The sequence below is a fragment of the Planctomicrobium aquicomposti genome, from assembly GCF_051466325.1.
GTDB lineage: Bacteria > Planctomycetota > Planctomycetia > Planctomycetales > Planctomycetaceae > Planctomicrobium.
In genome coordinates, this window is sequence record NZ_CP195792.1 from 2526038 (window position 1) to 2538657 (window position 12620).

The window sequence follows — 12620 nt, forward strand, 5'->3', positions numbered from 1 at the left end:
TGATAATAAAGAATACGGAAAATCACACGACCGGGGCAGGGTGGTGGAACTCACGGACGGGAATGGTTTCCCTTTGGCGGATGCGGAGTGTGACTGGTGGTTCGGCTGCGAGTGATTTTGTCGGTAGACGTTCAGGTGCGGCTTCAGTTTGGAACGAGCTTTTGAAGGCGTTGATCTGCCGTGCGAGCTCGCCTGTGCTGGGACCATCGGTGTCGTTGGCAGCCGGGTTTGTGGCGGCCAGGTTGATTTTCAGCTGGTCGCGGAGCGTCGTCAGATCAGACAGATAGCCTTCCAGCGTGAACGGTTTGCCCAGTCGGGACTGGTAGTCACGGAGCTGGGACTGGGCGATGGAGAGATCCTGGCGCAGCTGATCGCATTCTTTTCCGTAACCGCTGGCAAGCCGTTCAACAGCGTTGAGCAACGCCCGTGGTCCCTGATGGTCTTTCGAGAGCCTGGATTTGCGGGTGAGCTGGCCTTGTAAATATACTTCGGGTGAGAACTCGGGATCGAGGATCAGCCCGAACTCCAGCCCGTGGTACGTTCCGAACGGGATCTTGGTCGGTTGATTGAGCAGTGCTGGCAGAGATTCCAGCTTGTCAGCGATGGCGGGGATCAGGTCGTCTTTCGAAACAGCTCTTCCGTTGATCGTGACCGGGTCTCCGTCGTGGTGGGTCATGCGGGATTGGTCAGTGGTCAGTTTCTCCAGCCGGTCGGCATAACGATCGATCAGGTCTGGTAAGTCGCGGACGTTCCTTCTCGCGAGGAACTGTTCATCCATGTGGCTCTTCTTCAGCAGATGCAGGCGTTGCAGTTCAGCGTCCGCTTCCGCCAGTGTCAGCACAGCGGGATTGCCGGACGCAATCGCTTTCACCTCGGCATACGAGAGTTCCTGACCGCCGATGTCTTCGGCAGTGCGGAGGGCATTATCACCGGTCATCACCTGATTGATGAACCGGGCTTTGGTTTCCAGTGCCTGCCACATATAGGCATCGAACGAACCTTCGGTGACATACCGGAAGATCGACACTTCCTTGTTCTCGTTCCCCTGTCGCAGGATGCGGCCGTCCCGTTGTTCCACTTCGGCCGGTTTCCAGGGGGCATCCAGATGATGCAGGGCGATGAGCCGTTTCTGGACGTTGGTGCCGGTTCCCATTTTCTGGGTACTGCCCAGCAGCACACGAATAGCTCCTTCCCGCACCTTCTTGAACAGGGCCTGTTTCCTGGCATCACTTTCCGCATCGCCGATCGACGCAATCTGTTCACGCGGAATGCCGGATTCCGTCAGCTTGCGGATGATCTCACTGTACGGCGAATAACCCCACGCCGTCGGGTTCACGCCCATGTCGGCGAAGATCATCTGTGTGCCGCGATGGCTGGCGGACCGGTTGAAGATCTCCGTCACCGTTTCCACCAACCGATTGATCTTCGATTCCGGGAAGTCGTCGGCCACCGGATCGAGCATGCGGGCATCGGTTGCCAGTTTGCGTCCGTCGGTGGTGATCGCCAGAGCGTTGTCTTCCCGGGGATCGATCTTCTCATTCCGAATCCGTTCGTAGCGTTTCACAAGATCCTGCTGAATGCTGAACTGCTCATCCGACATCGGGCAGGCGATGACCTCGGGTTTATTTCCCTTGAGCGTGGGCCTCGGAAGGTTGAGCATCTCGGCGGTCTGGACATCGGCGAATGCCCGAAACATCTGCTGCAGTTCCGGCAGGTTCGTGAACTTCGCAAACCTACTTCTTGGACGTAGCCCGGAACCATCGGGAGTGATCTCCATCGAGTCGACCACTTCCCCGAACGTGGCGGCCCAGGCGTCGAAGTGCTCAATCCCCCGGCTCCGTAATCCGGCCGGATCAAGGAACCTTTGCAGGGTATAAAGTTCCATCATCGTGTTGCTGATCGGCGTCCCGGTGGCGAACGTGACACCGTGACCGGCATGCAGCTGATCCAGATAGCGGGCTTTCATGTAGACATCGAACGCCCGTTCGCTGCCGCCGGTCTGGATGCCTGCCACGCGGTCCATCTTCGTGGGGGTTTCCAGGTTCTTGAAATAGTGGGCTTCATCGATGAACAAGTGATCCACTCCCAGCTCATCGAACACCAACCCATCATCCTTCTTCTCTTCCGCCAGCAGGTTTTTCAGTTTCTCCTCACGGGACGCTTTCTGCTTCTCGATCGTCTTGATCAGGTTCCGGCGGTTGCCTTTTTCGGCCGCATGCTCACAGAGCAGGGTATCGTATTCGGCGATCTGTTCCCGCAGGAACTGTTCCTGATAGCTCCGGGACATCCCGATCCGTTCGAAGCTGGAGTGCGTGACGATGATCCCGTCCCACTCCCCTGATGCAATCCGGGCCGTCAGGAACTTGCGTCTGTCCCGGGTGAGATCTTCCTTGGCGGCGATCAGCAGCTTGGCATTCGGGTACAGCTGCAGAAACTCCCGGGAAAACTGTTCCAGCAGGTGGTTCGGCACCACGAACATCGGCTTCTTGATGAGAGATGCCTGTTTCATTTTCATGCCGGTCGCGGCCATCGTGAACGTCTTCCCCGCTCCCACGCAGTGGGCGAGCAATGTGTTCCCGCTGGACATCCCCCGCCAGACAGCGGCGTTCTGATGGGGCCGCAGCTGAACCGTGTCATTCATGCCTGGATAATCGAGGTGAGAACCATCGAACACTCTCGGCCGCAGGTTGTTGTAGAGATCGTTGTAAATCCGCACGAGCCGTTCGGTCCGGTCTGGATCGGTAAACACCCAGTTGCGGAACTGCTCCTTGATCAACTTCTGTTTTTCGCGGGCAGCGAGTGTTTCGGTCTGGTTGACGACCCGTTCCCCCTGATCGAGCGTGTCATAGACAGTCGGGGATTTCATGTTCAAAGCCAGTTCCAGCAGCCACGTTCCGTTGGCGCGGGGTGTCCCGTAATCAATGGTGGTTGCCACCGACTGCAGGGCCGCATACCCGGCATCCAGCGACCAGACGGCGTCTTTCTGCAGATGGGCAATGGGAACAGAGGAACGATCGACGCTGAACAGTTCAGCAGCGAATGTCTGAATGTCCTGTTCCGGTATCCAGGGAGCGCCGAGGTTGGCGTCGATGTCGCCGGGGAGGACGTCCGGCGGCTGAACGTCCGCCAGGGCCGAGACGTTGCGGAAGTAGGCCATTCCGGCGGATTCAGCGATCTTGAGCTTCTCACGGACGTTGCCGGAGAGATAAACATCGCTGGTCTGCCACTCCTGCAGCTCCGGATCGTGGAAGATCAGATCCCCCAGTTCCTCGATGATGGAGGATTCCGGTTTGGCGTAGAGCTGGGAGATGAACGGCAGATCGACTTTCCCCCGCTGATTCAGGGTGACCAAGAGCCCCTCCTCCGCAGACTGCACCCGCGTCACCGGTGGGGTGCGTCCCACGACATCCCGCTGCAGGATGGCGGCTTTCGTCGCCTTGCCGGTCGGCTCATCATACTCTTCCAGCGACATCACCAGCATCGCATCGGGATCTTCCCGGAACTTGACGAGGTTCGGCATCCTGCGGATGGAGGTGCCATTGGAAGTCTCGCTGAATGTGGTCTTGTTGATCGGGCCGTAGGCCATCACGAACCGGTCGTACACCTTATTGAGTTCCTTCCGGGCCGCATCGCGATGTTCGATCGGCCAGTCTTCGTTCTGGGACTGGAGGACGCGGCGGGCATGGTCCCGCAGCGTGATCAGTGCTCCCATTCGTCTGCCGACCAGTGTGCCGTCGGCACGCAGCTTGGTGCCGCCATACACAACAGGCACCCCCTCGCCCCTTTGCGACTGGTAGATAACCTTGTCCTCCCCGATGAAGAAACTCCCTTCATCGATATGCCGCTGTGGCGGTGGGGGAACGAACGCCGGTGGTGGTCGGGCCGATTGCGGTGTGGGAGCCAGTGGAGCGAACGATGGCAGACGGTTGAGCGCTTTGGGCAACTGGATATGCAGGTCCCCATTACAGACGACGCTGTAACCGTCGCCATAAAGCCTGTTCTTGCGGGACCAGTTGCCGAGCACCATTTCCGGGTGATTGTGGAAGTATTTGTTGATCGAGACTTCCGCTCCCGCTCCTTCAATCGACAACGGAGCCACGCCGAGCCAGTCGGGATCAATGTGGTGGGCAGGTTCACCGAATGGGCGTTTGCGGAGGAATACGATATCGGTCACCACTGCTGTTCCATCCCGTCGGAACGCATCGGACGGCAGGCGGATCGCACCGACGAAATCCGCCCGCTCCGCCAGATATTCCCGGATGGCGGCATTCTGCTTGTCGAGCGTGTAGTGCGACGTCACCAGTGCCAGTACGCCGCCGGGTTTGAGGGCATCGACGGACTTGGCGAAGAAGTAATCGTGCAGCGAGAATTTTTGGCCGTGGTGATCGAGCTTGAGATCGGAGAACGGGACATTGCCAATCACCGCGTCAATCTGGCCTTCAGGCAGCTTTGTCTCCCGAAAACTCTCGATCCGGATGTCGTGCTGGGGGTAGAGTGCACGCGCCATCCGGCCGGAGATCGAGTCCAGTTCAATTCCGATGAACTGCTGTCCCGATGGACCGTATGCCAGAAATCTTCCGATCCCGCAACCCGGTTCGAGAATGGTCGCATTCAACGGTATGCCCAGCTGCGCGAGGGCGAGGTGCATCGCCTGAATGACCACCGGCGAGGTATAGAACGCATTGAACGTGGTTCGCTTGGCGCTGTCGTATTCTTCGGGCGTGAGCAGCGATTGCAGTTCTTCTCCCAGTGCCTGCCAGCTGGAAGACTTGTACTGACCGGTTGCCGGGTTGGGGAAGATCGACAGGGCCAACGCTCCAAACCCGGAGAATTTCGAAAGCATCTGCTGTTCTTCAGCCGTGGCCGGGCGCTGTTCGGCTTCAATCGTCTTGAGTGTCCGGATGGCGGCAATGAGTTCCTGGGCACTCCCTTTCTCACCGGTGAAAGTGGTCGGCGAATGCGGCAGGTTGATGAGGCCGGGTTGAGTGGCCTCTGCTGTGAGCGGTGGTGATTTCTGGTTCCGGTCGGTGGACGGTGAAGAATATTCTGCTACCTGATCGGAATCCGTCGTGTCATTCCCCGATGAAGCCCCTTCTTCCGGTTTGTGTGGCGTCGGAGTGATCAGCGGTTTCAGGAACAGGTCGAACAGCCGTTTCTGCTGCTGCGGTGGTTTCGATATTGGGAGTTGGGATTTCGGTGGGGTACCGTTGGTCAGTGGCTTTGGAGGTAACGTCCCGTTCTGGTTGGCAGCCGTACTACTGGTGAAATCCAGTCGCAGCTGTTTGTTCTTCCCGGAATGACTGACCGGTTCGGAGGTTGTTGACGGTGAGGGTTTGGGCGTTGGTTGTCTGGCAGTCGATGGTCGCTTCGAAGCAGGTTCAGGTTCCGCTGCCGCTCCGAACAGCGAAAACAGTGTCGGATGACCCCACCATGTGCGTTTGCGGGACGCCATCGTCAGTGCTGTCCGTTCAGTGTTCCTGAACGACGCTCTCCAGCGACAACATCCCTCTGTCGCTCCATTTCCAGCAAAGTCTCCATGATTCACGTTACCGCTCTCCGCACCACGGCGCAAGCCCTGCAATTCTGCGGATCGAGCATCGTTCAGGAACCAACGCCGGTTGACAGCCTGCTCACTCTATGGCAGACAGAGAGGAGCGAATCGCCGGTGATCCGGCAGGGAAGGCTCAGCATGGCGAACACCGCAACCACACGGCAATTACTGATTTCGACAGGGTTTTTGATCGGAGGCATCATATTAGGGTGGGGACTGTTTTCCCTCGGACACTCCGCACAACAACCATTCGATGCGGGATCAAGTGAGACCACACGAATTGATGTCGATGCGCAGAAAGGCACCATTCGGTTCATCGTGAACGGCCAGCCGGTGGCCCTCATTGACACGGACGGGCTCACCATCGCCCACAATGTCCGGTACGGTGGCCTGAGCATCGATCTGGGCGAGGAACTGGCCCGCTCACGCCTGGAACAGCACTCATCTTCTTCAGGGCTGCACGATGAGTAATCGACGACGCAGCCTGCGGACATGGCTCGTTCTGGCAGCGGCCCTTACGTTCACCCTGCCAGCGTGGTCACAGGAACAGCCGGGAGATCCCTGCTCCCCGGACAATGCCATTGGTCGTTCCGGAGGCACCGAAACCGGCGGCAAAGGGTTTTTGCTGACCTGCCAGAGCGGAGTCTGGAGCCGGATCTATGAAAGCGACGCCAACGCCAATCTCGGAGTGAAACAGGAATCCCCGAAAGCTCCGTTGCATGTCGGCGGTGAAGTCATCGTCGGAGAAACGACCGGTCTGGATTGCGATGCCGATCGCAAAGGAGGGCTGCGGTGGAACGACACTCAGCAGACCATTGAGATGTGCGACGGAGTGACCTGGAAGTGGATTGCTGGTTCTGCATTGGCCGCTGGTCCCGACAGAGCGATTCAGTTCAACAACGGCTCGGCACTGGCGGGGGCTTCAACTTTCATATACACCAGCGCGGGCCTCGTGGGGATCGGGACGAATGCCCCCAACGCCAGGTTCCATATTGTGGATAATACGGCGGGGACGCTGCTGAATATCGATCCGTCACGGACGACTTCCAGTTCTTTGGACAACTCAGCTGCGGTCAACCTTTCTCCCGTCATGACGGCGACCGGCGGCACGACGGATATTGAGCCCGGTTATGCCTTTCTGCGGGTGGCCCCGGTCTTGAACAATTACCGCCATCTAAAAGGAAAAGGGATTCATATCGCTCCGACGTTTTCTGGAATCACAGGCGCCAATCAGTTTGTTCCGCTCCAGATTGACGATGCTTATTCAGGGACATTGATCAATATCAATCCGTCCAGAACGTTTACGTCGCATCCGCCAGGTCATATTTATGCCAAAATATCGCCGACTTTTATCGACAACAACAGCGGCAACAATACTCCTTACCGCCTGTTGGAAGTTTCACCTTCGATTACGTACGGTTTTAATCTCCATGGGGTCAGTTCGTTTGTCAGTATTTCACCCGCTTTTACAGCGAATGGAGGTTACGATATCGGGCAACATCAGGTGCTTTTGCGGCTTGCACCGAATTTCACAAATGCGAGGCATGTGAACGCCAAAGGGATTTACATCGATCCGACCTATTCCGGCGTTCCGGGCAATAAACATTTCACGGCGTTTCAGAACACGGACGGAAACGTGTTCCTGATTTCCTCCGCCGGGTCGCAATCGCGAGTCGGGATTGGGACCACAAGCCCCTCTTCCTCGCTCAAGCTCGACGTCGAAGGCTCGGTCGGCGCGACGGCGTATTGCGACAGTGATGGGAATCACTGCTTCAACCCCGCCAGCGGCGCGGCGGCAGCGGGGCCGGAAGGGGCGATCCAGTTCAACAGTTCCTCGGCGCTGGCGGGTGCAAGTACATTTGTTTATACCAGTTTGGGAAATGTCGGGATCGGAGCGGAAACTCCTGCATCTCGGCTGGAAGTCAGCGGAACTGTTACAGCAACGGCATTTGCAGTTCCCGGTAGCTACACGCCGACAATCACCTCTGGCACAGGCACGAGTATGAATATTCTTGCGACCAATGGCTATGGCCTCGTCGTTGATGGCTGGGGCCAGAAAATCCAGCTTCGCTCGGGAGTGCACGGCGTTGTTATTGGGAGCAATGAATCCTCTTCAGATGCGCAATCCAGCGGCGGAACGTTAAGAGGCCCCAATGCCTCGGGCAGCAATAGACGAGGCGGAAACATCACGCTGGCAGGCGGCAAAGCAACCGGCAATGCGCTTGGAGGTTCTATCGTGTTCCGGACTTCGGATGCGGATGTCAGCGGCTCTACGCTGCAAACTTATAGCACCAAGATGATCATCACACCCGAAGGCCAGGTCGGCATCGGGACAGCGAACCCGGCCAGCACGGGCGAGCAGGTTTTGAAGCTTGATGTCGAAGGCCCAGTTGGTGCGACGGCCTACTGCGATAGCGACGGCAACAACTGCTTCAACCCCTTCGGTTCCGTAGGTCGTTCGAGGTAGGGTGCCCAAATTCCGCTAAATGGCTTATCTCACAAGAGTTTCCGCTCGCCATGAAACGCATCTCGGCGTTTCCAGAATTTCCATATTTTGCTATGGATTTCGCCGCTTAGCAAGGATTCAGTGACAACAATTGTGACAAATCGCATGTTGTCACCTGCCTGAACGACGCTGCTTCATAAGCCGGAATGACCATTTCCCGGCCGCTCTCCGCGCCAAAAGTTCCACTTGTAACGGCCATGGATTGCGGCCTTTCAGATGTCGTCTGAATGGCGGCTTCAGGTGGCTGTTTTCAGGGACAAGGCGCTGTACAAACAAACTGCAACACCGTTCCAGATTACAGATTGCAACAATACCGAAATGGCGGCGATTTTCCACCCCTTGCTAGCCCTCATTGCCTCCGCGACGGACCGGGAACTGGCCCGGTATGTCGAGTTCCTGAAGGAAGAGAACAAGATCCTGCGTTCACGTTTGCCCGGTCAGGTGCATACGAAACCACATGAACGGGAACGGCTGCTGGCACTGGGAAAGCAACTGGGACGATCCATCGAATCGCTGCTGACGATCGTCAGCCCCTCCACGTTCTATCGATGGCTGCGGGAGGAGGGGGGACCGGAGCGGAAGAAGAACCCCAAAGGTGGCCAACGAAAGCCCAGAGAACTGCGTGAACTGGTGATCCAGATCGCCAAGGCGACTGGGTTTGGCTATACACGGATCATTGGTGAGCTCCGAAAGCTCGGCATCAAGAAAATCAGCCGCCAGACGGTTCGCAACATCCTGAAGGAAGAGGGGATTGTCCCCGGTCCTGACCGGACGTCAGACAGTTGGGACAACTTCATCGAGCGGCACGCGAAGACACTCTGGGCTGTGGATTTCTTCAGCGTGAAGACCGTGACCACTCGGGGGTTCAAGGAGATGTATGTCTTGGTGTGGCTGTGCATGACCACCCGGGAAATCATCGTCTCGGAATCGACACAGCATCCGGACTCCGCCTGGGTGACGGAGCAGACCGGCCGGTTCCTCGATCAAACGCTGAGCCGGGACGAAAAGCCCAGCATCGTGATGCACGATCAGGACACGAAGTTCACGAAGGAATTCGTGGAAAAACTCAAGCAGAACGGTGTGAGAGCCAACAAATTGCCGAAGGCCAGCCCGAATTTGAACGGGCGCTGTGAACGCGCGATCTTCACCCTGAAGAACGAGTGCTTGCGAAAGTTCATTATCTTTGGCAAACGGCATCTGGACTATCTGCTGGCGGAGTTCACGGAGTATTACAACACGACCCGGTCGAGCATGGTGCGGGATCATCTGCCGCCAGTTCGAAGCGAACCGGAACCGGTCGAAACGGTCAAACTCGATCAGATTCGGGTGAAGTCGTATGTCGGCGGGTTGGTGCAGGGGTTTGAGAGAACGGCAGCATAAGGATTGACGGTCATCATCTGCTCGGGCATGCTCGGTGTCCCTTTTCAGGAGAGTGATGTCATGGCCGATCACGAGGATGTCTTTGCCGGGAAATTCCCCAACGGGTTCTCGATCCGTGATGAAGCGAATGCCCTTGTCGCCCTCGCGTTCCGGAATGGCCCTCTGGAGGACTTGCATGCAGGGAAACATACCGAGCTGCTGGATGATCCGTCTTTGAGCCGGATTACTGATGCCGAGATGAAAGTCCTGATGATCAACGCCTGCGAAAAGGTCGAACAGCTGCTCCGGCTGAAACAGGACAATCCGGCCGAATACGACCGTACCGTGAAGTCTGCCAGTTTTCTCTACTGCCGCAGCTGGAACCGGTGATCTGATCACTGTCCCTTTCCAACATTCAGGCGGGGCGGTGGAAAAGAGGGGGGGAATCGCGGCGGATCTGGCGTCTTGACAATCCAGCGGGAATCGTGGCATGGGATTCGGGACAAGGAGATTCACCATGCCGAAACGAACATCCGCACAATCCCAAGCGAGTGAACCTGAGACAACCACCAAGCACGGACCAGCCGCAACCATCCGCCAAGGGAATTTGAAATGCGTCATCTGGCGGAACCAAGGGGAGCGGGGGTCGTGGTACAACGCAGAACTGGTCCGCACGTTCAAGGATGAGAGCGGCTATCACGACACGAACAAGATCCCGGCGGATGATCTGCTCCGCGTGGCATTCCTCGCCCAGCAGGCGTTCGGCAAAGTACAGGAACTGAGAGCGACCGATCGAGAAGCGGCGAATGCCGAAGGACCGGATGAATTCGCTCCGTACTGAACTCGCCCAGTTCACCGGATCGACGCAATGGTTCCGGCACAGCTTCAACCGAGCGATGATCTATACCGAGGGAATCCAGTATCTGGCTGAGCATGGCGGTGCGTACTGGTTGATTGATGCCATTGCTTCTCATCTCGCCAGTGACGAATTCCAGAAGGCGGCCCGAAAGGATCAGCGGATCGGTCTGATGCACTTCTGGAAACTGGCGGTCAAGCCGGACCATTCCGCATTGCTGACGGCCATTCCGGACAGTGGCGAACCGGAATTCATCCAGCAGGCCATCCCGTTTACGGATTTCCCGCTCGATGAAATCGACCTCTGGGCGCAGAACGACGACCGGCACTGGGTGTTGATGTTGCCGAGCGAATACTGATTTCTTGACTTCCTTCGGGAACCATGAGAGAATAGGACTAGTCTAACTGGTCAAGGAGAACGGCATGTCACTTTCTGAATGGAGCATCGCTGACGCGAAGAGCAAATTGAGCGAAGTGCTCAATCGGGCAGAGCTGGAAGCCCAGATCATCACCCGCCGCAACCGTCAGTACGTGGTCCTGGACGGCGATGAGTACCGGCGGCTGACTGGGGACCGTCCCAGCCTGAAAGAATTGATCCTCAAGGGCCCCAGCCTTGAAAGTGTCGACCTGAAACGCGATCAGTCCACAGGCAGGGAGTTGGACCTGTGAGAACTCTGGTCGACACCTGCGTTCTCTCGGAAGTTCAGCGACGGCAGGGCAACCCCATTGTCCGCAAACGCTTTGAAGCCCTGGCTGATGAAGATGTTTTCCTAAGCGTGCTGACCCTGGGCGAACTTCGGAAGGGGATCGACAAGCTCAAAGCAGGTGCGAAGAAGCGTTCGCTGACAGCCTGGTTTGATCAGCTCGTCCTCACCGCCCGGGACCGCATCCTGCCGGTCGACGCCGAGACGGCCATCATCTGGGGCGAGATCACCGCCAAGGCGGAGCGGAAAGGAAAGACGGTTCCCTCGGTCGATGGTCTGATTGCTGCCACCGCACTCCGGCATGGCCTGCACCTGATGACCCGCAACGTCGCTGATTTCGAGGCGACAGGGGTGTTGCTTATCAATCCTTGGGACGACAGCCTCGAAACCTGAAAGAGGTGATTTGATTCTAATCGTTTAGCTGACTTCGCCTTTGGAATCTCTAACCCAATCGCGAAGATTTGATGTCTGACCATAGCGCTCATGCCGCTGTCTGTAAATGGGCATCCAGCACCTCCTGCGGTGTCCGATAGTCCAGGCACCGCCTGGGCGTGCTGTTCATGATGACGCAGACCGCGTAGAGGTCTGCGTCATTGACCGCCTGCAGATTGATCTCGCGCGAGAAAAACCGCCTGATCCGGTTGTTGTTGCTCTCGACCGTGCCTTTCTGCCACGGCGCCTGCGGATCGCAGAAGTAGCTCTCCATGCCCAGATCCTGGCGAAGCAGGGGATAGCGCATGAACTCGAATCCCCAGTCGAACGTCATCGTTTGCGAGAGATCGTCCGGCAGCCTGGCCAACCGGTCCCTGATCCTGCTCATGACCGGAAAAGGGCGTCTGTCCTCGTTCTTAAGCAAGATCGTATACCGGCTCTTGCGTTCACTCATCGAGGTCAGATTGGCCTTGCCGTGCTCGCGGTTGAAGATCAACAGGTCTGTCTCCCAATGCCCGAACGTCTCGCGGCTGCTGACGATTTCCGGCCGGAAGGCAATGCCGTGATGCTCCGGTATCCGGGTGTCACGCGGCACGCGGCCGAATTTCCTGCGCCGCCGGTGGCGGCCCTTGAACAGATACCGGTACAGCCCAAGTTCATGGCCCTCAGCGCTGTAGACGAAGCGATAAATCGTCTCCATGCAGGCGTAAAAGCTCGCCAGACCAAGCCGCTTCAGATAGCCCGCAATCTGGTCCGGCGACCAATACGCTTTCAGCTTCTCGACCACGAATTCCTTCAACGCGGGATAGCGTTCAAACAGCCGCAGGCTCTGCCGACGCCGGCGGTAATACTCCTGCGCATTGAGGGGGTAATAGCCGTTGTTCTTGTGGTCTTCTTCGTCCCAAAACCCGTTCCGCTGAATCTCACGATAGACCGTCGAATGATGACGACCCAGCAATGCAGCGATCTCGCAGACCGGCGTCTTCCGGCCCAGCAGCAGGTAAATCTGCCGCCGTTCCTCCAGTGATAAATGCGTGTGATGTTTCTTGGTGTCCATTGGCGAAAACTCCTTCCTTCCGAACCGTTGGAATTACTCGGTTTTCGCGATTGGGAATAGAGGGTACCATTTTTCGTAACGCCGAAGTGATAATGTTTGTTCTGGAAAATCTTTGACGGGCAGGGACTGGTCGCTACCGGATCGGACATCGGTGCG

The 12620-nt window shown here is 57.3% G+C and carries 10 protein-coding genes; 8 read left to right on the plus strand and 2 right to left on the minus strand.

Translation table 11 applies throughout. The features are described 5' to 3' along the window. Nucleotides 1-22: 22 nt before the first annotated feature. Nucleotides 23-5452 (minus strand): DEAD/DEAH box helicase family protein, encoded by a 5430-nt coding sequence (locus SH664x_RS09755; protein ID WP_437207059.1) that lies wholly within the window; start codon nucleotides 5450-5452, stop codon nucleotides 23-25. Between the two features lie 237 nt (nucleotides 5453-5689). Between SH664x_RS09755 and SH664x_RS09760 the strand changes: the two genes are divergently transcribed. From SH664x_RS09760 to SH664x_RS09795, 8 genes are all read left to right on the plus strand, one after another. Continuing rightward, nucleotides 5690-6022: a hypothetical protein gene (locus SH664x_RS09760; RefSeq protein ID WP_437207061.1), complete on the plus strand. Its 333-nt coding sequence runs from the start codon at nucleotides 5690-5692 to the stop codon at nucleotides 6020-6022. A gap of 244 nt (nucleotides 6023-6266) precedes the next feature. Continuing rightward, complete coding sequence (locus SH664x_RS09765; RefSeq protein ID WP_437207063.1) at nucleotides 6267-8018, plus strand: hypothetical protein; 1752 nt, start codon at nucleotides 6267-6269, stop codon at nucleotides 8016-8018. A gap of 357 nt (nucleotides 8019-8375) precedes the next feature. Further along, the gene (locus tag SH664x_RS09770; protein WP_437207065.1) at nucleotides 8376-9437 is read left to right on the plus strand and encodes an integrase core domain-containing protein; all 1062 of its coding nucleotides are present in this window, start codon (nucleotides 8376-8378) and stop codon (nucleotides 9435-9437) included. Nucleotides 9438-9497: 60 nt separating this feature from the next. Next, nucleotides 9498-9806 (plus strand): hypothetical protein, encoded by a 309-nt coding sequence (locus SH664x_RS09775; protein WP_437207067.1) that lies wholly within the window; start codon nucleotides 9498-9500, stop codon nucleotides 9804-9806. Between the two features lie 127 nt (nucleotides 9807-9933). Further along, complete coding sequence (locus SH664x_RS09780; protein WP_437207068.1) at nucleotides 9934-10257, plus strand: hypothetical protein; 324 nt, start codon at nucleotides 9934-9936, stop codon at nucleotides 10255-10257. Next, nucleotides 10238-10630, plus strand: a complete 393-nt coding sequence (locus SH664x_RS09785) for a DUF6876 family protein (protein WP_437207069.1) — start codon at nucleotides 10238-10240, stop codon at nucleotides 10628-10630. The genes SH664x_RS09780 and SH664x_RS09785 overlap by 20 nt, the downstream gene beginning before the upstream one ends. Before the next feature lie 64 nt (nucleotides 10631-10694). Further along, nucleotides 10695-10940 carry a type II toxin-antitoxin system Phd/YefM family antitoxin gene (locus SH664x_RS09790; RefSeq protein ID WP_437207071.1) on the plus strand — a complete coding sequence of 82 codons (246 nt, stop codon included), beginning with the start codon at nucleotides 10695-10697 and terminating at the stop codon, nucleotides 10938-10940. Further along, nucleotides 10937-11368, plus strand: a complete 432-nt coding sequence (locus SH664x_RS09795; protein WP_437207073.1) for a type II toxin-antitoxin system VapC family toxin — start codon at nucleotides 10937-10939, stop codon at nucleotides 11366-11368. Before SH664x_RS09790 ends, SH664x_RS09795 begins: the two co-directional genes overlap by 4 nt. Nucleotides 11369-11456: 88 nt before the next feature. Here SH664x_RS09795 and SH664x_RS09800 read toward each other — a convergent pair whose 3' ends face one another. Further along, on the minus strand, nucleotides 11457-12464 hold the full coding sequence (locus SH664x_RS09800) for an IS30 family transposase (RefSeq protein WP_437207074.1): 1008 nt from the start codon (nucleotides 12462-12464) through the stop codon (nucleotides 11457-11459). Nucleotides 12465-12620: the final 156 nt, after the last annotated feature.